This is a genomic window from Streptomyces sp. NPDC002884, assembly GCF_040295245.1.
In the GTDB taxonomy this organism is placed as follows: domain Bacteria; phylum Actinomycetota; class Actinomycetes; order Streptomycetales; family Streptomycetaceae; genus Streptomyces.
Map to the genome: position 1 here is coordinate 1 of NZ_JBEOVB010000060.1, position 24872 is coordinate 24872.

General features: G+C 69.0%; 30 protein-coding genes and 2 pseudogenes. 20 read left to right on the top strand and 12 right to left on the bottom strand.

All coding sequences use genetic code 11. From position 1 onward, the window contains the following. Positions 1–145: 145 nt before the first annotated feature. A complete protein-coding gene (rpmG, locus tag ABT070_RS44175) occupies positions 146–310 on the bottom strand; it encodes a 50S ribosomal protein L33 (RefSeq protein WP_351768772.1) in 165 nt (54 codons plus the stop codon). Between the two features lie 493 nt (positions 311–803). Between rpmG and ABT070_RS44180 the strand changes: the two genes are divergently transcribed. Both ABT070_RS44180 and ABT070_RS44185 read left to right on the top strand, forming a co-directional pair. Then, a complete protein-coding gene (locus ABT070_RS44180; RefSeq protein WP_351768774.1) occupies positions 804–1223 on the top strand; it encodes a MarR family winged helix-turn-helix transcriptional regulator in 420 nt (139 codons plus the stop codon). Positions 1224–1336: 113 nt separating this feature from the next. Then, positions 1337–1681 carry a rhodanese-like domain-containing protein gene (locus ABT070_RS44185; protein WP_351768775.1) on the top strand — a complete coding sequence of 115 codons (345 nt, stop codon included), beginning with the start codon at positions 1337–1339 and terminating at the stop codon, positions 1679–1681. A gap of 99 nt (positions 1682–1780) precedes the next feature. Here the strand turns inward: ABT070_RS44185 and ABT070_RS44190 are convergent, their stop codons facing one another. From ABT070_RS44190 to ABT070_RS44200, 3 genes are all read right to left on the bottom strand, one after another. Then, the gene (locus tag ABT070_RS44190; protein ID WP_351768777.1) at positions 1781–2248 is read right to left on the bottom strand and encodes an HIT family protein; all 468 of its coding nucleotides are present in this window, start codon (positions 2246–2248) and stop codon (positions 1781–1783) included. Positions 2249–2514: 266 nt separating this feature from the next. Then, complete coding sequence (locus ABT070_RS44195) at positions 2515–3093, bottom strand: polyprenyl synthetase family protein (RefSeq protein WP_451103024.1); 579 nt, start codon at positions 3091–3093, stop codon at positions 2515–2517. Positions 3094–3547: 454 nt separating this feature from the next. Beyond that, on the bottom strand, positions 3548–3928 hold the full coding sequence (locus ABT070_RS44200) for a DUF6059 family protein (protein WP_351768779.1): 381 nt from the start codon (positions 3926–3928) through the stop codon (positions 3548–3550). Positions 3929–4261: 333 nt separating this feature from the next. Between ABT070_RS44200 and ABT070_RS44205 the strand changes: the two genes are divergently transcribed. Continuing rightward, the gene (locus ABT070_RS44205; protein WP_351768780.1) at positions 4262–4426 is read left to right on the top strand and encodes a hypothetical protein; all 165 of its coding nucleotides are present in this window, start codon (positions 4262–4264) and stop codon (positions 4424–4426) included. 247 nt (positions 4427–4673) lie between these two features. On the opposite strand, the gene ABT070_RS44210 is transcribed toward ABT070_RS44205, so the two are convergent. The 3 genes from ABT070_RS44210 to ABT070_RS44220 all read right to left on the bottom strand — a co-directional run bounded on the left by ABT070_RS44210 (position 4674) and on the right by ABT070_RS44220 (position 5819). Beyond that, the gene (locus ABT070_RS44210; RefSeq protein ID WP_351768782.1) at positions 4674–4910 is read right to left on the bottom strand and encodes a hypothetical protein; all 237 of its coding nucleotides are present in this window, start codon (positions 4908–4910) and stop codon (positions 4674–4676) included. Between the two features lie 292 nt (positions 4911–5202). After that, positions 5203–5580, bottom strand: coding sequence for a fic family toxin-antitoxin system, toxin component (locus ABT070_RS44215; protein WP_351768784.1), 378 nt, complete (start codon positions 5578–5580; stop codon positions 5203–5205). Next, positions 5580–5819, bottom strand: coding sequence for a hypothetical protein (locus tag ABT070_RS44220; RefSeq protein WP_351768786.1), 240 nt, complete (start codon positions 5817–5819; stop codon positions 5580–5582). The genes ABT070_RS44215 and ABT070_RS44220 overlap by 1 nt, the downstream gene beginning before the upstream one ends. A gap of 190 nt (positions 5820–6009) precedes the next feature. On the opposite strand from ABT070_RS44220, the gene ABT070_RS44225 reads away from it, so the two are divergent. After that, complete coding sequence (locus tag ABT070_RS44225) at positions 6010–6486, top strand: GNAT family N-acetyltransferase (RefSeq protein WP_351768823.1); 477 nt, start codon at positions 6010–6012, stop codon at positions 6484–6486. A 425-nt stretch (positions 6487–6911) separates the two neighbouring features. Here ABT070_RS44225 and ABT070_RS44230 read toward each other — a convergent pair whose 3' ends face one another. Continuing rightward, entirely contained in the window at positions 6912–7676 is a 765-nt protein-coding gene (locus tag ABT070_RS44230; RefSeq protein WP_351768788.1) for a sigma-70 family RNA polymerase sigma factor, read from the bottom strand. Between the two features lie 530 nt (positions 7677–8206). Between ABT070_RS44230 and ABT070_RS44235 the strand changes: the two genes are divergently transcribed. Then, positions 8207–8923, top strand: coding sequence for an HNH endonuclease family protein (locus tag ABT070_RS44235; RefSeq protein WP_351768790.1), 717 nt, complete (start codon positions 8207–8209; stop codon positions 8921–8923). Positions 8924–9390: 467 nt separating this feature from the next. Here ABT070_RS44235 and ABT070_RS44240 read toward each other — a convergent pair whose 3' ends face one another. Together ABT070_RS44240 and ABT070_RS44245 are read right to left on the bottom strand one after the other, a co-directional pair. Continuing rightward, a complete protein-coding gene (locus ABT070_RS44240; protein ID WP_351768792.1) occupies positions 9391–9864 on the bottom strand; it encodes a lamin tail domain-containing protein in 474 nt (157 codons plus the stop codon). Positions 9865–10432: 568 nt separating this feature from the next. Beyond that, positions 10433–11134 (bottom strand): annotated as a pseudogene (locus tag ABT070_RS44245) (serine/threonine-protein kinase); the annotation flags it as partial. 158 nt (positions 11135–11292) lie between these two features. Here ABT070_RS44245 and ABT070_RS44250 point away from each other — a divergent pair. From ABT070_RS44250 to ABT070_RS44260, 3 genes and pseudogenes are all read left to right on the top strand, one after another. Next, positions 11293–11465: pseudogene (locus tag ABT070_RS44250) on the top strand (IS1380 family transposase); the annotation flags it as partial. Positions 11466–11564: 99 nt separating this feature from the next. Next, positions 11565–11699: a hypothetical protein gene (locus ABT070_RS44255; RefSeq protein ID WP_351768793.1), complete on the top strand. Its 135-nt coding sequence runs from the start codon at positions 11565–11567 to the stop codon at positions 11697–11699. Positions 11700–11913: 214 nt separating this feature from the next. Further along, positions 11914–12486, top strand: a complete 573-nt coding sequence (locus ABT070_RS44260) for a hypothetical protein (protein ID WP_351768795.1) — start codon at positions 11914–11916, stop codon at positions 12484–12486. Between the two features lie 146 nt (positions 12487–12632). Here ABT070_RS44260 and ABT070_RS44265 read toward each other — a convergent pair whose 3' ends face one another. Both ABT070_RS44265 and ABT070_RS44270 read right to left on the bottom strand, forming a co-directional pair. After that, positions 12633–13496: a helix-turn-helix domain-containing protein gene (locus tag ABT070_RS44265; RefSeq protein ID WP_351768797.1), complete on the bottom strand. Its 864-nt coding sequence runs from the start codon at positions 13494–13496 to the stop codon at positions 12633–12635. A gap of 9 nt (positions 13497–13505) precedes the next feature. Next, positions 13506–14258: a DUF6879 family protein gene (locus tag ABT070_RS44270; protein ID WP_351768799.1), complete on the bottom strand. Its 753-nt coding sequence runs from the start codon at positions 14256–14258 to the stop codon at positions 13506–13508. A 369-nt stretch (positions 14259–14627) separates the two neighbouring features. Between ABT070_RS44270 and ABT070_RS44275 the strand changes: the two genes are divergently transcribed. The 12 genes from ABT070_RS44275 to ABT070_RS44330 all read left to right on the top strand — a co-directional run. Further along, positions 14628–15095 carry a glycine-rich domain-containing protein gene (locus ABT070_RS44275; RefSeq protein WP_351768801.1) on the top strand — a complete coding sequence of 156 codons (468 nt, stop codon included), beginning with the start codon at positions 14628–14630 and terminating at the stop codon, positions 15093–15095. A gap of 152 nt (positions 15096–15247) precedes the next feature. Beyond that, a complete protein-coding gene (locus tag ABT070_RS44280) occupies positions 15248–15922 on the top strand; it encodes a class I SAM-dependent methyltransferase (RefSeq protein WP_351768803.1) in 675 nt (224 codons plus the stop codon). A gap of 116 nt (positions 15923–16038) precedes the next feature. After that, complete coding sequence (locus tag ABT070_RS44285; protein WP_351768805.1) at positions 16039–16680, top strand: HAD family hydrolase; 642 nt, start codon at positions 16039–16041, stop codon at positions 16678–16680. Positions 16681–16779: 99 nt separating this feature from the next. After that, entirely contained in the window at positions 16780–17967 is a 1188-nt protein-coding gene (locus tag ABT070_RS44290) for a helix-turn-helix domain-containing protein (RefSeq protein WP_351768807.1), read from the top strand. Positions 17968–18723: 756 nt separating this feature from the next. Then, on the top strand, positions 18724–19203 hold the full coding sequence (locus ABT070_RS44295) for an ATP-binding protein (protein WP_351768809.1): 480 nt from the start codon (positions 18724–18726) through the stop codon (positions 19201–19203). A 242-nt stretch (positions 19204–19445) separates the two neighbouring features. Continuing rightward, the gene (locus ABT070_RS44300; protein ID WP_351768810.1) at positions 19446–20669 is read left to right on the top strand and encodes a sensor histidine kinase; all 1224 of its coding nucleotides are present in this window, start codon (positions 19446–19448) and stop codon (positions 20667–20669) included. 31 nt (positions 20670–20700) lie between these two features. Beyond that, a complete protein-coding gene (locus ABT070_RS44305) occupies positions 20701–21213 on the top strand; it encodes a roadblock/LC7 domain-containing protein (RefSeq protein WP_351768812.1) in 513 nt (170 codons plus the stop codon). Then, positions 21210–21626 (top strand): DUF742 domain-containing protein, encoded by a 417-nt coding sequence (locus ABT070_RS44310; protein WP_351768814.1) that lies wholly within the window; start codon positions 21210–21212, stop codon positions 21624–21626. The genes ABT070_RS44305 and ABT070_RS44310 overlap by 4 nt, the downstream gene beginning before the upstream one ends. Positions 21627–21631: 5 nt before the next feature. Then, positions 21632–22228, top strand: coding sequence for a GTP-binding protein (locus ABT070_RS44315; RefSeq protein WP_351768816.1), 597 nt, complete (start codon positions 21632–21634; stop codon positions 22226–22228). A gap of 86 nt (positions 22229–22314) precedes the next feature. Continuing rightward, positions 22315–22866, top strand: coding sequence for a GAF domain-containing protein (locus ABT070_RS44320; protein WP_351768818.1), 552 nt, complete (start codon positions 22315–22317; stop codon positions 22864–22866). Between the two features lie 34 nt (positions 22867–22900). After that, positions 22901–24175 (top strand): acyl-CoA dehydrogenase family protein, encoded by a 1275-nt coding sequence (locus ABT070_RS44325; RefSeq protein ID WP_351768820.1) that lies wholly within the window; start codon positions 22901–22903, stop codon positions 24173–24175. Between the two features lie 161 nt (positions 24176–24336). Continuing rightward, positions 24337–24872, top strand: a 536-nt coding sequence (locus ABT070_RS44330) for a hypothetical protein (RefSeq protein ID WP_351768821.1), incomplete at its 3' end; no start/stop codon positions are given.

Below are 24872 nucleotides of genomic sequence, written 5' to 3' on the forward strand. Positions count from 1 at the left end.
TCCGGTCCGAGGCCGCCGTGGAGCGGATGAGGAACAGGGTGTTCGCGGCACGGTCGCGGAAGGCGACCTGCCGGGACGCGGGATGGATACGGGACCTCATGGGGTTTCCCTCCTTGTCACGGTCCGCCCGGGGCGGAGAGGCGGTTCAGCGTTCCTCGCGGAAGGGGACGTGCGCCCCGGCGAGCCGGTCGTACTTGCGCAGGACGAGCCGGCCGGGGTCGTTGCTGCGGTTCTTGCGCGTCACATAGGCGACACCGGTCCCGGCCGTCGACCTCAACGTGACGACGGGACGCATGCTGCTGCGTGCCATGAAGTCCTCCTCTCACCCACACCCCCCGATTGACCGGAGCATGTCAGGTTCATGTGGTGGAACAACCACTCCGGCCGCTCCATTCCCGACCGGCACGAAGCAGACGCAGGGCCCCAGGCAAGTGGCTGCGTGAGTCGGCGACCGGAACGCTCCGCCCCCGACGGCACGGGTGAGGCGGTTGGCCTTGGCGTCGGAAGGGAACTCCGGGCCCTGGCGTACCAGGGCGCCGGCCATGTTGCCTCACACCAAGAGCGGGGCGAGCACGATGCAGAACGGACGGACAGTGGTCGACCGACAGGCATCTGCCCACGACACGCGCCGGTTCACCCTGGCCGGAAACGGCTGGGCCACGAACGGACACCCCAGGCAGCGGACGAAGAGCCGGGCGGGAACCGGTGACGCCGGCGCCGGCCCGCACCCGTGGCGGACCAGGGTCACGGTCGGGGCAGCAGGGTGAAGCGGCGGCATGGTGGTCGGTGGGTACGCTGCCTCCGTGTCCGAGCCGCTTCCCTTCAGCCCCACTGTCGCCCTGCTCACGGTGGGCCGGGGGTGGGAGGCCGCGTTCGCCGAGGGCCTGAAGCCGCTCGGGCTGACCACCCGTAAGTACGGCCTGCTGGGGCACGTCCGCGCAACGCCCGGCATCTCCTTCAGTGAGCTGGCCCGGCGCTCCCGTATCACCGTGCAGAGCGTGCACAGCGCGGTGGCCGCCTTCGTGAAGGCCGGGCTCGTCGACGACCGGACCGCGCACGCCGGGTCCGCCTCCAGCCTGCGGGTCACCCCCGAGGGAGAGTCCCTGCTGGCCCGGGCCGCGGAGGTCGTGGCCCGCCTCGACGCGGAGTTCGCCGCACGGCACCCCGAACTGACCGAGGCTCTGCGGGCACAGATGGCGCAGGCGGTATCAGGAACCACCTGACCTTCAGCTAGCCTGAAGGTTATGGAATCCCCGCTGCCGTCCCTCCACGTCATGGCAGGCGCCCACCGCGTCCTGCGCGTCATACGCGTCATACGCGGGGAGGTGCGCAGCGCATGAGTTTCCGTCACTACCTGCGCCGGCCCCCGGCCGTCGGCGCCACCGAAGCGGTCCGCCTGGTCGCGGACGGCGCTCTCGTCGTGGACGTCCGCCGCGACTTCGAGTGGAACCGGGTGCACATCCCCGGCGCCGTCCACATACCGCTCGAAGCCCTCACCGCACGCTGCCTGGAACTCCCCGAGGACCGCCTGCTCATCACCTTCTGCACCGGCGGCCTGCGCTCCGCCGGTGCGGCGAACCTCCTGGTGGAGCACGGGTTCGACGCGGTCAACATGAGCCGCGGTCTCATCGACTGGCGCGCCGCCGGCGGACCGCTCACCACCGGTGTCACTCCGCTCTGAGCCGGGCGTCCGATCGCTCGGATCGCCGGTTGAAGCACTCCGTCACACCCGCCCCGGGCGCCGGCCGGGCACATCGCCTCAGTGTCCGGCGCGATCCGGTCACTGAGCGTTCGGATGCTCATGGAGTCGAGCTCGGAGGGAGTGGGATATCCGGTCTGCCTGCTCAGTCGTCACCCGCTCCTGCTCCGGTCGCGTCAGCAGCTCGAAAATGCCCGGCCCACGATGCTCCGGTCGCAGATCCGCCATGCGCGGCACGATGTGGAAGTGCACGTGCGCGAAGCCTTCGGCTTCGGCGAATTGGACGACGTACGTCTTGGCGCAGCCCGTCACACTCCGAAGAGCGCGGGAGAGCTTGACCTGCCACCCGCCCAGGGCGGATGCCTCAGCGAGGGTGAGGTCGTGGACTGCGGCCACGTGGCGTCGAGGCAGCAGCACCAGCCAGCCGGGCACCGCGGTGCCGAAGGCATGGGCCACCCGCCAGTGCTGGTCATGGGCCACTCGCTCGCGTGGTGGAAGATCGTCGAACTCCGCTTCCTTGCCGCATGTGTAGCAGTCGGGAGTCGTCATGGACGGGGATCGTAGAACCATCGCGGTGGCGGCAACAGCCATGGTGGCGGACGGGTCCGCGATCACCTGAGCGGGGAAGGCGGCGCATTCCGCGCTGACCGCGTCCGCGGCCCTGTGGCCTGGCCCCGGGTGCGGCTCGAGCGCCGCACCCGGACGCAGGTGGTCGCCGGAGCGGCGCTCGGTCTGTCGCTGGGCGGGGCGGTGTCCGCCGCGTTTCGCGGAGGCGACCCGCCCGTACCGCACCGCGGCCCGGGCGAGGGCCGTCGTCAGTGGACGGTCCAGGCCGGCAGATGCTCAAGGAACGCCACGGCGTCCGGCCGCCAGCGTCCCCGCCAGGCGGCGGGCCGGTCAGCGGCGTCACGGGCGAAGCGATCGGCTCCGGCGTCGGCGTGGACGGCGGCCATGGCCAGAACGCGGGCGGGCGGCAGGCCGCTGGTGCTCAGCACGCGCACGGACCGGAACGCCGCCAGGTCGCCGGCGAGGACGGCGAGGGCGGTGTCAGGCCGGTCGGGGAACTCCCGGCGGTAGGCGTAGTAGGTGGAGGGGCCGCCGCGGCGTACGGGTGCGTCGTGGATCAGGCCGTGGGTGTGCAGCAACTCGACACTGATGGCGGCCTCGTGGATCAGGGCCACGCGCAGGCGTTTGCCGCCGCGCAGCGACATCTCGCGCAACAGGTCCAGCACACGGGCGGGGAATGTGCCGTGCGGCGGGACCTCCAGAGCGTCGTTCTCGGAGCCGGCCAGGGAGTCGAAGTACGCTGCGCAGCGGGCATCGAACCGGCGCTGGTGGCCGGCCGCGCCTGCAAGGAGGCGGTACGGGCATCGTTCACCGTCCCAGAGTTCCACCCGTCCGCGCGACGCCCGCGACGCCCCGGCGCCCGCGGAGGAGCGCCTCGAGCGTGCACCCCGCTCTCGGCCGGGGGCGACAAGCGGCTGCGGGCTCGGCACAACGCCGCTCCCCCGGCCGTCCGGGCGTATGTCTCGCCATGGGCAACCGAGTAGCCGCCGACTGAAGGAACCGGTGTTCAGCGCAGGAAGCACGGCACCTCTCGGCACAGCCTGGCGGACGAGGGTGCGGCGTTGCGGGCTGCGTCGAGGTCGAAGTGCTGCACGAAGGACGGCTGGTGAGCGATGACGCCACCGCGGTCACCTCCGCCCTCGGCCGCTCTGGGCCTACCCGCGCCGGTGATACGGGCGCTGAACCCATAGGGCCGCGTTCACCGGGATGCCGATCGAACAGCTCGGCCGTCAGGCGAAACCGTGACGTACTGTCCGGGGCCGCGCGACGGAGTGTCTGTCGTCAGCTCAGCCTGGGGTCGTTGTCGGTGAGGGGGCCCGACAGCTGGCGCGCCAGTGCGCGTTCCGCCTCGGTGAGCGGCATGTCGGGCCGCAGCCGCTCGGGGTGCCCCGGAGGCGGCTCGGTGAAAGCGGGCAGCGGGCCGTGCCCGGCTGCGGGCAGCCGCCCCGCTTCCCCGTGGGCGCGCGGCCGGGCGTCCTCGGGGGTCCTGCCGGGCCCGGGCACCTCGTCGTACCCCACCAGCCCCAGGCACATCAGGCCGTAAGCCTTCAGGGACCGCCACACGGGCAGCACACAGCGCCGGACGACGACTGCTCTCGCCCGTGCGACGGCCGTGGGGTGGTGCGGCAGGCCGTGCGGCGTGTCGCGCGCGGACCGTTCCATGTCCTTGGCCTCCGCTCCCGGGGTTTTCGGTCGGCTCTGCACAGTGCCCGAGGGGACTCGGGTCCCGGTCGAGAGACGAGCAGGGCCTGCACCGGTGGCGTGCCGTGGCGGTGTCATCGGTACGAGGCGAGTGCGGCTGGACCTGCTCGTGAACGTCACGCACCACCAAATCTGCAACGGGGCACGGAAGTTGGACCGTCCCCCCTCCCCCCTCTCCCCCGCGTGCACTGCCATGCGGACCGCCGGCCCATCTGCGCTGCTTCCCCTCGGCCGCCGATGAGTTCCGGTGTGGCGGACGGTCCGAGTCGGCACACCGAACAAAAGGAGAATCCGATGGGCAAGACGCACTTGCATCCGACGACTCACATCGCCCGTCGCATGTTCGAGCTCCTGGAGCCGATCTGCCTGGTCACCTACAGCGCCGACGAGTGCAACAAGGAACTGGCCGCACTCGGCCACCGCAGCAGGCAATTGCGCATCGCTTCGCGGTCTGCGTGATACCCCTGGCCACGGAGGGGGCGGCACTCCGACCACAGGCCCGACCACCGCAGGTCACCGCGTTGCACAGACCATTGCGCAGAGCAAGGGCGCCAGTACGCGGCCACCGCCCCTCCGGCTGCGCAGGAGGACGAGGCTGCGCATGGCCGCCGCCCGCTGCCCCCACCCTTGCGCAGTCGGCGGCATGGGCATGGGCGGTTGCGCAGCCATTCGGCTCGAGGTCTCGCACGACGAGGCGGCCGTCTGGTCAAGGGCTGCTGACAGGGGACCAGGTTCCTGGTGTGGCGGAGTATTCGGAGACGCTGCAGAGGTCCGCGCTGACACTGTAGAGGCGGTCGTTCGTCGCAGCGAGGGAACCGGGTGAGTCACCGACGGCCGTCCAGGTCTTTTTGGACTGGTCGTACTCCTGGAGCTTCCCGCCGCTGGTGTCGGTGGCGTAGAGGGTGGTGGGGCTGGTGAAGATCCGGTCGGTGGCGCCGCGCACCTGATGCCAGACGCCTGGTGTGCCGCCGTATTCGAAGGTGCCCTGGTGGTCGGGGCCGATACCGTAGAGGTGGGTGGCGGTCGCGGTGAAGCGGCGCCGATGTCGGTCCAGCCGGTCCTCGGAGCGCTCCTTTTCCTGGCAAGCGACGTGCTCGGCCGGCAGATGACGGACCGTCTTCTGAGTTGCCGGACACCTCGAGCGGATCGGCCACCCTCGCGGTCCTGCTGCTCCTGGTCAGCGCGGGGACGCCGGCTGCGCAGGACGCCGCAAGCCCCGTACCCGGCTGGGGATTTCAGGTGACCCCGGGCCAGCCGCGCAGCAGGGCGGCGATCCTCGCGACGGTGCAGGCGGGATCCCTCAGCAGGTCGCGCAGGGCGATGGCATCCTCCCTGGCGGGCTTGACCGGGATCCCGGACGCCTCCAGATACATCACGCCCGTCGCGGCGGCCACGGCCATGTTGGAGCGCTCCAGCCATCGGCAGCGGCCGAGGATGTGCACCAGGGCGGCGGCACGGGCGTAGGGGCCGTCGTAGACGGGCTGGTCCAGCAGCTCGGCCCGGTGAGCGGCGACCGCGGCCACCGGCACCCCGTAGTCCTCGGGGGCGGGATCCCCTGCCCCCGCGATCTCCGCGACCTGCAGGATCCAGGGGACGTCGATGTGCAGGTCCATTACGCGGCGTGTGCTCCGAGCGTGTGGCGGTCGGCATCTTCGGCTTCGTCGAAGACGCCCTGGTGCTCGGCGAGGAACCGCTCCGCGGCGTCCAGACCCCGCCGCCGCAGTCCTTCGGTGTCTTCGTGCACAAGGACAGCGATGTAGTCGCCGAGGCTCAGGCCGCGGTCCTTGGCGCGGGCTTCCGCCAGGGCCTTGATCTCGCTGTCGACGCGCGCGCCCAACTGTGTCTTCGCCATACCTCGATGGTAACAGCTGTTACCAGGCGTGGGGGCTGGAGGACCCACGACGAGGACGAGCACACGAGGCCCGGGCCTCCCGATCGTTCCGAAGAGTCGCTGGGTATGCTCCTTCGGCCCTTCCTTGGGTGAGGGGAGTTGCTGAGTGGCCCGGTTGGACGGACCCGTTCTGCCTACTCAGAGGCTTGTGATGGAGCCGATCCGCCGCGAGGACAGCGACGATCTCTTCGAGGCTGTGGTCAGCCAGGACAGCGTCATGCGATGGCTGGCGACCGGACGGGCCGACAGCCGATCCGCGGCCGAGGCCATGTGCGACGACCACGTCGCCCACTGGGCCAGACACGGATACGGCGACTTCGCGGTCCGAGACGCCGCCACGCGCGCGTTCCTCGGCCGGGTCGGGCTGCGCCATCGGGCCGGGTACGGAGTCGACCTCGGTTTCGCCCTGCACCCACGGGCGCAGGGCCGCGGAGTCGCCGGCGAGGCGGGCCGTGCCTGCCTGGACCTCGCGTTCGGCCCCCTCTCGCTCCCTGTCGTCTTCGCGTTCGTCCTGCCCGGCAACACGGCCTCGATCGCGGTACTGCGCCGCCTGGGCGCCCGGGAGGACGGGACGGTCCAGTCCAGCGGCCTGCATTGCCCGCGCTACGGCTTCGACCCACCGTCATGACGGCCGTGCGGTCGCTGCTTGATGTGACCATTCTGCACAACCGTCGTCGGGCACCGCGACGCGTACCTCTCCCCCTGGACGCGTGCGGCAGACGAGGGGCCCGAACCGTGCCCGGCCCGGGCCCCTCCGGGAGTCATCCAAAGCGCCTCACTGGACAGCCCCGGACCTCACCCCCGGCGCCAGGAAGAGTCGTCGGCGACTCGGTGGGCGAGCAACCGATCAACGGCGGTGACGCTGCACGGCCGGGCCGGGCCGGGCCGGGCCGGGCCGGCGAAGCGGGGCTGCACCGCGCGTGAGCATCGCCGAAGATGCACACGCCCCGCAGGGACACCCTGTGAGGTGGCTGCCCCTGCGGGCCGGCCCTGGTCCGGGCCGCCGGACCTGCCGGAAGGCGGGCTGTTGCAGAAGCCGGCGCCCACGCTGCTTCAACTGGGGGGACCGTCGTCGGGCCACAGGGTCCCGTTCTTCAGCCTCTGCCGCAGCCCCCTCCAGAGCTCCCCTGGAGAGTAGGTCGCCAACGCCCACAGGACGGTGGCGGCACCGATGCTGAGGATGACCTGGACCACCGCGATGCCGACCTGCATCCCTATGCCGGCGGCCGGGATGATGCTCCGCACGCCGAACATCAGGCTCCCGGCTGCCCATACGACCAGCGCCACGCCCAGACCGACGAGACTCACGCGCAGCGCGCGGACCGCGCGGTGCGCGTGGACGCCCACTGTCCCCGGCGCGGCCCCCATCACCCGGGCCGCCTCCGCCTGGGTCATGCCCAGCTCCTGCGTCAGCAGGATCACCTTGCGCTGCTGCGGTGGAAGGGCGCTCACCGCCTCGTCGACGACGAGGCGTAGCTCGGCCTCGTCGACCGGATGGACCGACAGCTCGTCCTCCAGCCGCACGTCCACGTCGAGGGACGCGTAACCCCTGCCCGTGCAGTGGTGCCGCGCCGCACGACTGATCTCGTTGTCCATCACCTTGTAGAGGTACGCGCGCACATTGCCGATCGGCTCCGGGTAGGCCAGCACGCTCTTGAGGGCGTTCTGCACGATGTCCTCGGGGCCCGCCGAAGACCGCGGCACCCTGCAGGTGCGCAGCCGCTTGCCGGCGTAACCGGCCATCCGCCCGTACTGCTCCGCGACCAGTTCCCCCAGCGCCTCGGCGTGCCGCGACCGCGACCCCTCCTGATCAGCCACGCCGCCCCCGCTTCCCCGTGCGCGCCCGCCCATCCGACTCACCCCGTGCACGGATCATCTCGGCCTTGCCCGCCGCGCGGTTGCGAACGCGATGCTCTTCAGCACGCTGCTCAGCGCCGGCGCGAAGAGCAGCACCGGGAACACCGCAACTCCCCCACCCGTCAACTCCACCGGACCTCCTCCAGTCTGCGGCCCAGCGCCTCGCGGTGAAGCAGCGGCCGTACACACTCTGAGAGACCCACGGGCAGCCGACTCTTTACACGCCGCCGAAAAATCTTCTCCAGACATCACGGCCCCTGGAGCCGCGGAACGCAACAGACCACACACCGCCCCAGCAGCGGTCCCGGCGGGCCGCCGACAACCTCAACACGGTCCAGCCGCTGTCCGTTGAGCCCGTCCTTCGGGCCCCGAGGCGGGACAGCCTTGCGTCCCTGCTGTGGCGTTTCTCCAGGTGAACTCCTGCACCCGCCCGGGTGAAGCGGCCTTCTCCGCCCTCCCCGCTCCACCGGGCCGGCCGCTACAACCCAGGTGTGATCAAGAAACTGTCCCGCATCGCCGCCGTGCTCGCTCTCGCGGCGCTATCCCCCGCCGCCCCGGCCACCGCCGCGACAACCCCGCCCTCACTTCCCGCCGCGGGCCCGGCCATTGCCGGGCCGGCCCCGGCGGCCGCTCAGGAGGTGCCTCTGTTCCAGGCCCTGGAATGGATCGGCGAAGCTCCCGAGAGCCGGGACGGCTACAGCCGGACCCTGTTCAAGCACTGGAACAAAGGCCTCAACCCCACCGACGGATGCGACACCCGCAAAGAGGTCATCCTGTCCGAGGCCAAACTCGCCCCCGAGACCGGAGCACGGTGCGCACTGACGGGCGGACGCTGGTTCTCCGAATACGACCAGGTGTGGGTCACCGCGGCATCCTCACTCGACGTCGACCACATGGTCCCCCTCGCCGAAGCATGGGACTCCGGCGCATCCGCCTGGACGCCCGCCCGGCGCGAGGCATACGCCAACGACCAAGGGGCACCGACCTCGCTGATCGCGGTCTCGGGCAGCTCCAACCGCTCCAAGAGCGACAAAGACCCCGCCGACTGGCTCCCCGTCGACGCCTACCGATGCGAGTACACAAGCGCCTGGGTGGCCACCAAGCTGCGCTGGCATCTGCCCGCCGACCCGGCCGAACGCGACGCCCTCACCCACCTCGCGGAAGCCTGCCCCGACACCACCGTCACCTACGAACAGGTACCGCTGTAGACGTCATGAGCACGCCGGCGGCGCGCCGTTCCGAGCCAGGCACCGGCGCGCCGCAGGAGGTGTGCCGGCTTCGGTGGCGCGCGGCCGGCACGATTTTGTGAGGCGGGTCAGTGGCCGGCGCGGTGGCCCCGGGAGTGGTCGTCGACGATGCGGCCGCGATGGCGAGCGGTTGGAGCGGACATCACGTCCCGGGGGGTCGTACAGGACGGCCGAGATCTCCACCTGCGGCCGGCGTGGCCGGCCGCGGACGCCGGGATGGAAGCCGTCGCGACGAGAACGCTGGCCGCGAGCACGGCAGCGGCCAGACGGCGAGCGGCGAGCGGCGACAGAGACGGGTGCGGGCAAGGATTGCCCCTGATGATGCGAGCACGCTCCCCGGTGCGGCAGCCGTCACGGCTGCCGCACCGGGGAGCGCAGTATGTGGCGACGGCCCACCAGCCATCCTTCGCCCCGGGCTACCGCACGGGTCAGTGGCGGCCGCCGCGGCGGTGGCCCCAGCGCTCGTCGTCGACGAAGCGGCCGTGGTCGTTGCGCAGGGTCGCGGTGTCGTGGTCGTTGTTCCACACGTACTGGCGGCGGTCCTGGTAGAGGTCGGCGCGGGTGTCGCGGCCCTCACCGGTGTGGATACGGACCGTGGCACGGCCGGCCAGCCGGTAGCCGTCGAAGGTGTAGGTGTGGCCGGACTCGTCCCTCAGGGTCCAGCCGTCCAGGTTCACCGCGTTGCGGGTGGTGTTGGTCAGCTCCACCCACTCCTTGTTCAGCGACCGGTTCGAGCGGTCGTCGCGCCCCGGAGAGTCGTACTGCACGTCCGAGATCTCCACCTGCGGGCGGTGCGGGCGGGCATGATCGGCCGCGGTCGCCGGCAGCGCCGCCACCGAGACCAGGGCGCCGGCGGCGAGTGCAGCGGCGGCCAGACGGCGGGCGGTGACAGAAGCAGTCAAGGAATCCCCCTGATGGTGCGGGCACCTTCCCGGAAGCGGCCTTCTCGGCCGCTGCGGAAAGCAGGTGCGGTGTGCGGGTGGCGGCCGGACCGGCCGCGCACCCACACTCTGTCCAACCTGTGCGGCAGTTGGGGAGGAAACACGGCCTGTGTTACCTGTTGCCCGCATTCCTGTGACTCTTGAATGCATCGTCCATTTATGCCGTGCATGCACAATGTTGACGCCCCGCCAGGTTGCGGACCCTTGCGGGAGTTGACCGCTCACCCGGGTGCGCCGCCCCGCCCCGGGCCGGGCATCACCCGAAAGTGAGTAACAGCCCAACCGCCGGACGGCCGTGACGCCGGCGCTCCGGCGCCGGTTGAGCCGTACCAGGACAGGCACGCGCGGGAGGGAAACGATGGCCGCCGACGACAAGACCCTCGACCTGCTGAGGACCGTGGAGGCGCGCCGCCGTGGGGCGGAGCACGGCTGGGCGGTGGATGCGGTGCTGGCGCCCGTGAAGCAGCGGGTGCTCAACCTCGCCGACCGCGGCCTCGTCGAACTCGCCGACCGGGAGGAACGCGCAGCGCTCTGGGTCGGCGGACATCACCCGGGCGGCGACCGCGTCCGGTGCGCCGATGCCGAACGGGAGGCGTCCGGTGGCGGCGTAGGCGAGCAGTGCTCCCCAGGCGAAGACGTCCCCGGCCGACCCCACGGCGCCGGTGCGGTAGCCCTCGGGGCTGATCCAGCCTGCGGTGCCGGTCATCACGCCGGTCCGGGTGACCGAGGTGCCCTCCAGAGCGTGGGCGATGCCAAAGTCCAGCACCCGCGGCCCGTCGGGGGCCAGGATGACGTTGCCTGGCTTCACGTCGCGGTGCACCACCCCGGCTTGGTGGACAGCTGCCAGCGCGGCGGCGGTCCCGGCTGCCAGCGCGTAGAGCCGGGCCCCGGACAGCGGGCCGTGCTTGGCGATGTGCGCGCCGAGCGTGAGGCCGGGCACGTACGGGGTGGCCAGCCAGGGATCGGCTGCACCCGGGTCCGCGGCGAGCAGCGGCACCAGACAGGGGCCCGTAACTCGCCGGGATAGCTCGACTTCCCGCTTGAACCGAGCCCGGAACTCCTCGTCGCCGGCATGCGCCGGGTGGACGACCTTCACCGCCACCCGCCGCCCGCCGGGATCCAGAGCCGCATAGACCGTTCCCATGCCGCCTGAACCCAGTCGGCCGATGACCCGGTACGGACCGATCCGGCCCGGATCACCAGGCCGCACAGAATGAACACGCGCAGACACCGACGCCCCCCACAGGCAAGATCCCCCGACCCCGCCGGCCGGACCCACAACTGTCTCACGCCCACCGGGGAAACCTCAGCCCGACGACCGGCCGGACCGACCGGCTGTATCGCGCGGGGTGTCGGTGTGCGCCTGATGATCAACAATTACGCCTGGGGCGCAGATGGGAGCCCCGTCGCCTGCGGTTACGGCTGTTCTCCTGTTCTCCGCCGCTGCCCAACTCATCACCACCGCCCGCCGACGGCACCTGAGATTCGCGGCCCACTGGCCCTGGACCGACCTCATCACGGACGCGATCGACCGGCTCCACGCCCTCCCGAACCCCGGCTGACCACAAGACCCACCCGCCCCGCACACGGGTACGACCGTTGTGATCGACGTGACCTCGTAGGTCGGCATCAGCGCTCGTTCCTCTCCCTGGGCGTGGCGTGTGCGGCGGCTTCTGGTCGGCGCCACGATCCTGGACCGTCCCGCGCTCCGCGCCATCGTCAACGAGCTGACCGAACGGCACCCGCACACCACAGGCGTGCGCGAGCTCCACACCGCCGTGGCGATGACAGGCTGACATCCGCGACCCGTGACCGTCCGCACGTTGTATGGGCCACCGGGCGCGGGTCCGGCGCCTACGCGCTCACCTGCCACCTTCGCCGGCACCGACTGGACCAGCGACGTCCAGCCGAGGCTTCACCCGTTCGGGTCACACCCCGGTGGCTCCGCCTACGCGCCGTCTCCACAGCTGCGCATCATGCCTCCACCCATAAATGATCCAGGGGGGATCCATGAGCCAGGACACGCCGCCGCACGTGCCCGCTGTGGCACCACCGCCGCCCGAGCCGACGGTGAGGAAGTCGCGGACCCACGTCATCATCATCAGCTCTGCTGCCGCCGCCATCGCCGCGATCGTCGCGACCGGCATCGTGGTCACGCAGTCCGGCCATGGCGGCAGTGAACCGACCGCCACTGTCTGGCCCAGCCTCTACGGCATGGAGGGCACCGCCGCCGCTGTGCCGGAATCGTCGCCGGGGACGGAGGTGGAGCCGACATATTCCGACCTGGACGCCGACGACTTCACGATGGAGTTGCGCACCACCTCACGGCAGTGCTTCGGATCGGCGGGCTGCAACGTGACGGTCGAGCCGGAGTTGACCTACGTGGGCATCTTCAACGGAATCGATCCGGACGTGGTGTACGAGATCACTTACGAGATCCAGGGTGACGAGTCCGGACCGGTCATCCAGACGGCCGAGCTGTCGAGCGAGACGACACTGAATTACAGGCCGTCCATGATCAGTACGGCGTCGTCGGGCACGAAGGTATCCGTGCAGATCACCAACGTGACCCAAGAGGGCTAATGCCGACATCAAACACCCCGCACCAGGCTGCTCTGGGCGGGCTCCGTCACGCAGTGGCCTCTTGAATGACAGGGCGCGCCACGATGCGCCGACCTCAGTGTCGCCCATGTGGTGAGGACGGTTGCAGGGCGGCGGCGGATGGGGGGTTAGCTAAGTGCCGTTGGGGGGCGCTTGTCTCGGCGTGCTCGCGCGATAATGCTCTGCGCTTCAGCGCCGTACACGGCCGACTTCCGCAGAACATGCCAGACCTTCATGTACGTGGCGATGGACGCGGGGTCGTCGAGCCATGTTTCAGCGTGCCAGTCTTCGGTGATCACGTACCGGTCGTCCAGGACCCAAAATCCGTTGGCTGTCGGGATTTTAAGCGGTGCGCTGAGTGGGATGATCCCCAGGTTTACGGTGTCCAGGCCGACCGCTCCCATGAGTCGGTCGAGCTGGCTCGCGAGGATGGACGGCGGGCAGATCAGGGCGTGGAGTGCGGCCTCCCAGATGAGGGCATGGAGCGTGTGATCACCTTCGTACAGCCATGCCTGGCGCTTCATTCGGACGCGTACGGCGTCGTCGGTGTCGCGCGCCGTGTCGTGAAGGTTGGCGTACTGGAGAAACATGTGGCGGGCGTAGTCGGCGGTTTGGAGCATGCCGGGAACGACCGCTTCCTCCCAGACGTGGATGATCTGGGACCGGCCGACCTCAAGGTTCCAGCTGTCTTGCACAGGCCGGTGTCCGGCCGCGAGCTGGCGTCGCCAGGAGCGGATGCGGGACTCGAACCCCTTGAGGCGGGCGTCGAGTTCCTCGAAGGCCGCGGGCTGGCCTACCCCGTCGGCCCACGCTCGCAGGTCCTGGGCCGTTGCCGTTTGCTGTCCGTTCTCGAGCTTGTAGATCTTGGAGTGTGACCAGCCGAGGCGTAGGGCGAGCTGAGTGCCGGTGAGTCGGCCTCCCGGGGCCGAGAGTCGCAGTTCGCGGAGCCGGAGCCCGAGAGTCTCCCGGGCCTGTTGGAAGTCAGTACTCACCGGCTCCTGCTACCCCTTGGCGCGCAGTTGCGCGGCGAACTGGTCGTAGGGTGTGGCCTGATGGATTGCAGCGTCACGGATTTGGCAGTAGCGCAGTACTTCGGTGGGCTTGGTGATGATCTCCACGTCATGGAAGGCGTCAGTGTCGTCGAAGTTGAGGACGGCGACCAGGCGGCTGTCGAAGATCCAGAAGTCTTCGGCCGGCAGGTTTGCACGGTCTGCGTCATCGCGCCAGAGGTTGCGTACGTCTTCGCCGGTGGCGGCGTTGCAGCGCGCGTAGTCCAGCAGATAGCGCTGACCTTGTGTGGGTGGGTTGTCGACGACTCGGACCCGTCCCACGTACTTGCCGCTCGATGTCTGCCGGGAGATGTTGGTGCACCACGCGCTGTCCAGGTCCATGGCCGCCGTGCCGGTTTTGAGGAAAAGGGCATATGAAGGGTCTTGGCGGTCCGAGGCGTAGCCGCGCCGGGTCTCGAGGTGCCAGGCCGAGTGCTTGAACGTCTGGAAGAGCAGGCCGAACTCCTCGGTGCTGATGAGTTTGGGCACGCGCTGCATCTCTTTCGGTCCGTGGTTGACGAGCAGTTCCCGCGGCACGACCACCGCAGTGTCGTCGGGGCCCAGGTGCTGGAGCTGGGCCACATCATTGGGGTCGGTGAGTGGCGGTCCCTGGACGATGACGTGTCCGGAGTCGATGTCCTCGTGCAGGGCCGGGCATCCGCCGTTTTTGCTGTCGGTACCGGTGAACCGCAGTCGTCGCGCCATGGGTTGCCTCCCTCGGTGTGGGCCAGGTCGCCATCACTATGTCCGGGCTCACGCCTCCGTTCTACAGCGTGTCCCTCTCCTCGTGAGACCAGACGAGAACATCGATCCGGCTTCTGCGAACATTCAAGAACATCGCTTGTCGTGTGCCAACGCCGCGGTCTTACAGTCACGTTGATGTCATCAGCGCCACCAACACGCGACACGGGCAACGTCGACGTCCCTCGCCGCCTTGAGTTTCTCGTGTGGCGGTCGACCAGGCTGGGATCTCGCGGGGCTGCCGCGCAGCGAGCTCTGGGTGCGGGACACCGGGCCCCACTCCCGGCGGCCGGCAGGTAACACCACCGCGTTCCGAAAGAATCGGAGGGCACTATGGCGACACCGATATTGGCCATCGCAGAGGGCCGTGAGGAGTACACGGCCACCCGCAGCCCGCGGGACTTCGTCGACCTGGAGGTGTGGGAGCGCGAGATCGCGCTGCTCATGCGGGACTATCCGTTCGACAGGGTGATGGCGGAGCGCCTGTTCGGGGCTGCCGTCACCTACCTCATCACGGCCATGGAGAAGTGGGGCCAGGGTCTCGAGATGTGTTGCGGGCGGATCGTGGACATTGCCGTCCACGTATTCATTCTGGATACCCGCAACTACCGCGAGTTCTGCGCCAGGCACTTCTCCGGGAAGTTCCTGGAGCACATCCCGGAGGTCGCCTTCAAGTACGACGGTTCCGTGGAGCGCACCGCCCACATCATCGCCGACAACGGGTTCCCGGTGGACTGGCCTCTGTGGGAGGCCGACTTCGCGAAGTGCGGGCCGTGCCGGCCGGGTGAGAACTGCCACTGATCCCGTAGGACCACGCACAGCTCGGGCCGTCACCGATGGTCCGAGCTGTGCTTCTTTGTGGCTTTTATGCGCTTTCACTCGTTTCGCATACATCACAGGAAGCAGCCGGGTAGCTTGACGCCTCTGGAACCCGTTCTGCTTGTGGAGGACCGATGTTCAGCGCCGCCCCCAAGACTCCAGCCGAGTACTGGGACACGTACAGACCACATCGCGGCAAGAACCTCCAGCCACGCCCGGCGGCGGAAGGCTTCGAGTGGACGGGCATTGCGGGGCACGGGCCCGGTTCGGAGTTCCTCGGCTCGCCGACAACCGCGCTGGACCTCGGACCGGCGGAGGGAGAGAACGCCGCCTTCCTCGCCCGCAACGGCGTCCACGTCACCGCCGTGGACTTCTCGCCCGCCCAGGTGAACAGAGCGCGGAGCTTCTGGGCCGACCTCCCCGCACTGGATTTCGTCCACGCCGAAGCCTGTGCATTTCTCCGTGACGAACTGCGCCAGTGGGACGCCATCTACTCGACGTGGGGCGCTGTGTGGTTCACCGACCCAGAAGAGCTCTTTCCTCTGGTCGCCAAGCGGCTACAGCCCGGCGGTGTCTTTGCGTTCTCCCACCGCGAGCCGATCACCGGCCAGCACGGGGCACAGAAGATGGGCGGGAAATGGCTGGAGGGACGAGAGGCAGAGCTGACGGTGTACAGGTGGCAGTACACCGCGCAGCAGTGGGCTGACATCCTGAAGCGCCACGGCTTCACCGACATCGACGAGCGGATCTTGCCCGATCCAGACCCTGCGGCACTGGGCACACTGCTGGTGCGGGCCTGGTCCGCCTGACACTCGCCCAAACCGACCCGGCGCGTCGACGGCCCCTCATCTGCGGACCAAAAAACAGCAGGAGGGCCAAGGGCGGACACGCTGCCCCGGTGTCATGAGAGTCGTACTCTCACACAGTGATTGAGACCATCGTGTTCGACGTCGGCGAGACGATCGCTAAGGATGATCGCTACTGGAGGTCCTGGGCTGACTGGCTGGACATGCCTCCCCACACCCTGTCCGCACTCGTAGGCGCTGTTGTCGCGCTGGGGCGGGATAACGCAGAGGCTCTGCGCTTGGCTCGCCCTGGCATCGATGTGGCCGCGGAGTACCGTGCACGCGAGGCGGCGGGCCGCGGCGAGCGTTTGGACGAATCGGACATCTATCCGGATGTGCGGAGTGCGCTTGCAGCTCTGCAAGAAGCTGGCTTGCGCGTCGTCATCGCTGGCAACCAGACCGTACGTGCGGGTGAGTTGCTGCGATCACTCTGCCTTCCAGCAGACGAAATCGTGACATCTGGACAATGGGGTGTCGCCAAGCCCCAACAGGAGTTCTTCGCCCGAGTACAGGAGATTTCCCAAGCGCCAGCGAATCGCACACTGTACGTTGGCGACCATCCAGCCAACGACATCTTTCCGGCTAAGGCTGCTGGTCTCAGGGCGGCGCATCTACGTCGAGGGCCCTGGGGGCATCTGTGGGCCGACACCCCAGAGGTCGTCGAGGCTGCGGATTGGCGAATCGACGACCTGACGGAGCTCGTCTCTCTGGTTGCGGGCTGACGACATGTCGTAGGCCTTCCGATGTTGGCAACCTGGAGCATTGACATATACGCAGCGTTTTTGAACGTATACCGTATGGGGTCGATAGATGGAGTCAGCATGCCCATTGGCAGTCGTAGCGGGGTAGGCGACAGGATCGCTTACTACCGCAGTGTCATGCGTCCAAAAATGACGCAGCAGCAACTCGCGGACGCAGCATGTGTGTCGGTGGGCGCAATCAGGAAGATCGAGCAGGGGGACCGCGGCATCAGTGACGCTACCCTCGAGTCCATCGCGGACGCGCTCGGCGTGGACTCCTCCCGACTTCGCTCCGACCGTGGAACCGCGTCCACGCCGGTACACGAAGCACTACCTTTACTGTCGGCTGTGCTCCTGACGCACGAGTTCCCAGAGGACGGCCCGGTGCGGCCTCTGGATGAACTGCGCATTGCCGTTGCTAGCGCCGAGCGATGGCGGCTGGCCGCTCAATACGCGCGTATCGCGCGGCAACTACCCGCTCTCCTATCAGAGTTAGCTCGGTCTCACCATCAGGCACCTGCTCGCGACAAAGTAGAGATTGTCACTCTACTGGTCAAGGCATACCGCGCTGCGGACGCCGTGGCATACAAGTTCGGCGCCCACGACCTCTCAGCGCGCATGGTCGACCTCATGCGTCGCATCGCCCCTGAGGCAGGGGATTCCCTCCTGTCCGCGTCAGTCGCATATGTGAGCACGGAGACCTTCTTCGCCGCACGCGCCCATGCTGCTGGCCTGCGCGCCTTGGAACAGGCTCTGGCCCAGATGCCTACCCCCACAGCGCCGGCCGAAGTCGCAGCGCGAGGAGCTCTCCACATGAGGGCTGCAGTCATCGCTGGGCGCGCCTCTGCGGTGTCGGCCGCTCATACACACCTCGCTGAGGCTGCCGCTCTTGCCGCACGCGTCAGAGAGGGCGTGTATCACGGCACCGCGTTCGGACCCGATTCTGTACGCATCCACGAAGTCTCCGTCGCTGTCAGCCTCGGCCACGATCACGTCAGCCAAGCCTTGGATGTCGCCCGCGAGTGGAAGCCTCCGTCTGACCTGCCCGCGGAGCGGCGCAGCGGCTTCTACATCGAACTGGCTCGCGCCCAACTGTGGTCTGGCAAGGCAGAGCATGCCTTCGAGTCTCTCAAGGTGGCGCGGCATATTGCCCCCCAGCACACCCGTGAACATCCATGGGTCCGTGAAGACGCTGCCACGCTTCGGCGTTTGAAGCGCGCCGACGCAGAGACGCTCACCAACTTTGCCGAGTGGTGCGCCGCAACTTGACTCCTGCCCCAAGTACCCCTCGCAGGGGTACTTGTGGCCTACCTCCACCCTCACCATTTGTTGAGACGCTGAAGCCAACACTTGGGAGTGGGAATGCCGACCAGTCAGAGCGCTGTGCCCGCGATCGTCAACCGTCGCGTGAGCATTGTCCGTCTGCACGGCGAGGCTTGCTTCCACTGCGGGGCCGTCAATAGGCCTCTGCGCACCGCAGGAGAGGTTGCAGTACGCGGCTGCTTGAGAATTTGGTCTATTCGCGTGTGTGGGTGCAGGAATGAAGCAGACGCGGCATGAATGACGAGCAGAGCCCGTCAGCCGCACGATCAGAACCGAGTTTGATAAGGGTCGGCTCTCAAGTCCCACCACGCGGAGTCTGCTTCAGCGGGAACACCCGTCCTGGTGGGGACCGCAGAAATTTCGGCGGAGCGATTTCCTAGAAAACCCGCGATGAAGAGCCCTGAAGACAAGGCTACGCTCAGCTGCCTACTCTGCCATCGCCTCGGTCGAACTGGAGATTGTCGGCCGGCGCTCATCCTGCTACTCGAGCAAAAGTCGTGACGCGCAACTACGAACTCAGGTTCAAAGAGTCGCCGTTGCCACCAATTTATATCTCCTCCGCTCTGGCCCCCTGGCGCCTCATAAGCCTCCTTGCGCAACAACGTGTCGGTCAACCATCGCTACGGTGCCCCCTCAGAGGACGTAATGACGACACCACCCGTACGAACGCCCCGCGCGGTTCGGCATCGCGACGGAGAAGTGATGAGGGAGCGGATCGAAATCGTCCCCCGTAACGGTGACGATCCGCCCCGTCCTCAGGACGCGACCCGGGTAGGGGCCCTGCGTCGGATTGCGGCGGCCAAGCTCAGGTATTGCGGCCTGGACCTGATCATCGACGAAGTGACGGTCGTCGTCTCGGAGCTGCTGACGAACGCGATCCTGCACAGCGGTACCCGCCAGATCGCGCTGAGTCTTCGCATTGACCGCGGTGTCCTGCACATCGTTGTCACCGACGGCATGCCAGGCCATGCCCGCCGCAAGGAGGTCGGGGACGACACCGAATCGGGGCGCGGGCTGGCTCTGGTGGAGGTCCTGACCCGGGAGAACGGCGGGAGCTGGGGCACCAGCAACGCCGGCGCAGTGACCTGGTGCCGCCTTGCTCTGCCGGGGAACCAGCCCGGCCAGCCACCGAGTTCGTCTGCTCGCTGTCCCCTTCCGTCTCTGCCGCAACCCGACCTCTGAGGATTGTCATGTCCCTCCGTCCCACCACCCACCGTCGCGCGCACGGCCGTCGCCCCCGCGCGGATCGCTACCTGTCCGGCAAGGTCGGCAGCGTGCTCGTTGCGCCGTTACTGTGCGCGGCCGCCTTACAGAGCGTCGCGGTCCTGACGGCCTGGGTGTACCACCTCACCTTGGCGCAGCTCTCCGTCGCTCTCGTAGGGAGCGTGCTCGTTGCGGCCCTGGTCGGCGTCATCCGAGCGCAGATGGTCGCGGCCGCCCTCGACCGCAGGCGTGACGGGGAGTTTCAGCGGGTCGTGGAGGCGGTGAGCGCTGCCGAGGCCATGATGGTGTGGACGGCGGGCAAACTGTGTCAGGGGAAGCGGCCTCCTCTGCCTCCAGAGCCCGCGCTGGCCGGCGGCGACGCGGTGGAACGGGTCATCGATCTGGTCGCCGACCTGAAGGTGCAGGGAGCGGGTGCCCTGATGCGGGTGCACGACGAGTCGCAGGCGGCCGTGCTGGTAGAGATGCACCGGACCCTGACGCGGCGCCAGCACACTCTGATCGACGACATGCTGGAGCACCTGACAAGTCTGCAGCAGTCGACCGAGGATCCGGAACTGCTCGACCGGAGCTTCAAGATCGACCACCTCGCCACGCGGCTGCGCCGCATGGTCGAAAGCGTATCGGTCGTCTTGGGGGGCCGGTCGCTTCGGGAGACCCGGGCACCGGTTGCTGTCTCCACGGTGCTGCGCGGCGCGAAATCGGAAGTCGTCAAGTACACGCGGGTACAGACGGCGGCCGGTGATACCGGATCCGCGTACGCGCTGCCCGCCCACGTGCACCCCGAAGTGGCGCACCTGCTCGCCGAGCTGATCGACAACGGCCTGGAGCACTCCGACCCGGCGACCAAGGTGGTCGTGCGAGCGCAGAAGGTGGCGGCCGGGCTGCTGGTCGAGGTCGAGGACCGGGCGACGCTCCTGATGTCTCCCGCTCAGCGGGACATGCTCAATCATCTCCTCGAACGCCCGAACCAGGCTGACGTCGCGGGCCAGGTCCGCAACGGCAGCCTCGGACTGATCACCACCGCGAAGATCGCCGCAAGGCATGGTCTGAAGGTGTGGCTCGTCATGAACGCGATGGGCGGGACCACCGCCAATGTGATCATCCCGAACCGCTACCTCGTCCCTCTCACTCCCGCCCTCGGAACCGTCACTGTCCCCGCCGAACCGGCACCCGCCGCCGCGCAGCCTGGGCGTGCGGGAGCCGTGCAGCAACTCGTCCGGCCCGCCCCGAACGCAGGCGGTGCGGACTCGGACCCGCTGCCCCGGCGCCAGCGGGTGGACAGGCCCATGCCGGCCGCGACCGCCGCGCTGGCGATGCCGGCCCGGGCAGCAAACCCTGAGGCCGTAGCCGACTGGCGTGCGGGCCTCAACGCCGGCCTGAGCGCGAAGCCGCAGCCCGGCACACCTCCGGTCACCCCTTCCTGATCCCTGCTACCTCGCATGGAGCAAAACTGTCATGACCTACGACGTGAACCACTCGCCGACCTCAGCAATGTCCGGCCCTCCTGCGGCCTCCCCCGACGAGGTCAAGGGGCAGATGACGCGCCTGCTCGAGCAGTTCGTCCAGGACACTCCCGGGGTCACGGACGCCCTGCTGGCCTCGCGCGACGGCATGCAGCAGGTGCGCTGCGCCCACATGGACGGCGACTGGACCGACGAGCTGGCCGCGGCGTTCTCCGGAATGGCCGGTCTGGCCCGCGGGGTGTCCGGGCCGATGGGCGCGAAGTTGCCGCCCCAGCAGGTCCTGGTGGAACGGGACGACGCTCTGTTCCTGCTCACCGACGCCGGTGTCGGGAAGGCGTTCAACACCAACGGCGCGACCGTCTCGACGGTACTGGTGGTGCTGGCCCGCTCCGACGCGAACATCGGCACGATCGCCTACGCCACCGGGCGTCTGGTGACACGGTTCGCGCCGTTCATGACCACCCCCGTCCGCGCCCGCGACGGCCACAGCGACGGTGCCGAATGACATCCCCGACCGGCAGCGAAGTCCCGTTAGGCACCGCAGTTGTCGACGAGACGAACCGGATCGTCCGCCTGTACGCGGTCACCGACGGCCGCACCCGCCCCCGTCACCGGCTGAGCCTGCACACCGTCCTGGGGCCCGGCCGCCGCCAGCCCCGCCCCGGACTCGGCCAGGAGAGCACCCAGATCATCGAGCTGTGCCGGCAGCGGCGCCGTCCCCTCGCCGAACTCGCCGGAACCACCGGCCTGCACGTCACCGCCGTCACGGTCCTCGTCTCCGACCTGATCGACGCAGGCTCCCTGACCGTGCCGGCAGCGGACACGCCGGCCGGGCTGGATGCCGGGCTCCAGACGCTGTTCAGGCTCAGTGCCGGCCTCAAGCGCCGCTGGCCCGACGCGGACGCGAAGGCCGGGTGAGGAACGTGAGCCAGCACCTTGCTCCCGTCGAGCGGGCCGTCGTGAAACTGGTCGTCGCCGGAGGGTTCGGCGTCGGCAAGACCACCGCCATCGCCGCCATCAGCGACATCCCTCCCCTGCGCACCGAGGAACTCCTCACCGCCCGAAGCGAACCCGTTGACAGCCTGCACGGCATCGAAGACAAGACGACCACCACCGTCGCCTTCGACTTCGGCCGCGTCGGCTGGGACTCCCCCGACCCCGTCGAGCTCTACCTGTTCGGCACCCCCGGACAGCCGCGGTTCTGGAACGTGTGGCACGACCTGGCCGAGGGTGCCGTCGGCGCCGTCGTCCTGGCCGACACCCGCAGACTCGCCACCAGCTTCCCCGCAGCCGACTTCTTCGAACAGCTCGGCCTGCCCTTCGTCATCGCGATCAACCAGTTCCCCGAAGCCGCCCCGCGCAGCCTCGCCGAGATCCGCGACGCATTCGACGTCGAGGACCGCGTGCCGCTGATGTTCTGCGACGCCCGCAACGCCGACTCCGTCGCCAGGGTGCTCCTCGCCCTGGTGCAGCACGCAGTGAACACCGCAACCGCTGACTCCCTTCTCCTGGACGCCTGATGACCCTCCCTCCGGTCCACCACACCGCTTCCGCCCCTGCCCCGCCCCCTCGCGCGTCTGCCGTACCTGTTCCGGCTTTCCGCCCGGTGCAGCGCCCGCTCGAGGTCTTCACCGATGATCCGGCCACCGAACTCTCCGAGATGGCCACCCGTCTGAGGAGGTTCACCGAGCTGGGCATTCCTCCGGAGGCTTCCGGGGTCCTCGACGACATCGCCGACGATATGGGCGAGCGCGCCGGCTTCCTCTACGCGATGGTCAATGCCTTCGCCGAGGACCAGACCTTCCTCGGGCTGCGCAACCCGCCGCCCGACGCCGGCTATCCCCTCGTCTCCCGCACCATGAGCCGCGCGCACGGCTACTGCCCCGAAGTCGTCCAGCGCAGGCGCGGCCTGCCCCTGCCCGACGTGGCCGCCTCCCCGCGCTTCCAGGGCAACCACGTCGTCGACGCCATCGGCATCCAGTCCTACTTCGGCAGCCCCCTCATCGACCCTGCCACAGGCCTGGCCCTGCTCACCGTCTGCGTCATCGACCCCGAGCCGCGCACCCTCGCCGACGCCACCCGGATCCAGGACGTCGTCCGGGACGCGGGTCGGGCAGCCGCCGACGCCCTCAAGATCAGCCCGCAGCCAGCCCCCTGAACACACGAGCCCCTTCCGGGGAGAGGGACCGCCCATGCCCATGCCCGCCACGCCCGCCACTCTCGACAGGTTCCTCACGCCCGCCCATCAGGCGCTGTGGGCGGATGCCGACGACGTCGCCACACGCGAGATCCTGCCCCTGGTGGAGCGTATGGAGAGCGCGCCCAGCCGCGTCGACCGCAAGACCGCCCGGCTCCTGGCCGAGCGCCGGTGGTTCGGTGTGACCGTGCCCGCCGTCTACGGAGGGATGCAGGCCGGACACGTCGCGAAGACGATCCTGATCCACCGTCTCGCCCGGGTCTGCGGCGCGGCCGCCGCGATCCTCCAGGCGAGCCTGATCCCGGTCGCCGCCCTCCTCCACTACGGCAATACCGACCAGCACGCCGCGCTGCTGCCCGGTGTCGCCGACGGCAGCCTGCTGATGTCGATCGCGGTGACCGAGCCGGACCAGGGCGGCCACATCGGCGGGATGAAAGCCAGTGCCGAGTGGGACGGCAAGGCGTGGGTGTTGTCGGGGACCAAGGCCCACGTCGGCAACAGCCACCTCGCCGACCTTCATGTCGTCATCGCCCGCACCACCCCGCCCGGCACGCGCACTTCCCAGGCCCTTACCGCGTTTCTCGTGCGTACCGATCAGCGAGGCGTGCACGTCCATCGCCACACCAGCAAGCTCGGCCTGCACGGCTTCAGCTACGGACTGATCAGCTTCGACCGCGTCCGCATCCCGTCACACAACATCCTCGGTGAGGAGGGCCAGGGCTTCGACGTCGCGCAGTCCAGCAGCGTCCTGTACGGGAGACCCAACTTGGCCGCGGTCAGTCTGGGCCTGCACGAAGCGGCCGTCACCCTCACCACACAGCACGTCAGCAGCCGCCCCCGCTACAAAGGGGCGGTCGCCGACCTCGGGGTGGTCCGTGACCGGCTGGGACAGATGTCGGCCCGGTTGATCATGGCCCAGATTCTGGCCTATCACGCCGTCGACATGCTCGACCGCGGCCTTCCCTGCGACATGGAGCTCATCGCCGCTAAGGCCATCGGCCACGAACTCGCAGCCGAAGCCGGCCGGGACAGCATGGAGCTGCACGGGGCGAACGCGCTCACCGACGACTACCCCCTCGAGCGGGTCTGGCGCGACATGCAGACCACCTACGCCCCCGCCGGTACCGGCGAAGTCCAGCGCATCCGCCTCGCCCAGACCCTCCTCCACGAACAAGGCCACCCGGGCGAGGAGACCGACCGCACGCAATGGTCCGCCCGCCTCGCCCACCTCACCCGGCACGCCCGAGCAGACCCGGCGGCCGCGCTCTAGAGCTCCCGCGCACGGCACCCCCGTGGATCCGCATTGCCGTGCGCGGGCCCCTAGCCCCGCCGCAGGCCACCCGTCCGAGCCAGGCCTGCGGCGGGGCACGCACCCCCACACCCCTCCCTTCACACACGCCCCTACCATCCACTCCGTTCTCAGAGGAACGTATGAACATCACCGTCCACCATGGCGCAGGCCGCAGATTCGACGACCTGGCGCAGCGCGTTGAGGCCGTCGCCGCCGAGACCGCCCCGCTCGTCGAAGCGGTGACGGGACTGCTACTGCCCGACACGGTGGTCATCCGGACCATGTCCCCGCGTGCATGGCTGAAGGCGCACCAGCGCCGCAGCGCACGGCTGCTGCGGGCCGAAGCCCGCGAGCTGCACGCACCTCGACGCCGCAAGCGCCAGGCGAAGGTCCAGCACTACCTTCAATGCAATAGCCGTCACCGCAGCTGGTTGCTGGTCGGTGCTCAGGTTGTCGACTTCCGTCTCGGCCAGATCGAGCTGGTGATCCTGCCCCAGTCCATGTACGAAGCCGGCCGGCTCAACGACCCGGCCGTGCTCACCAAGGTCATCTGCCACGAGCTGACCCATGTCGCCCAGCACGCCACGGACAACGGTGCGATGTGGCGGCTACAGGACAGCTACTACCCGGAACTGCGGGGCACAGCCGACCGCGACTACGCCTTCCTCGTGGAAGG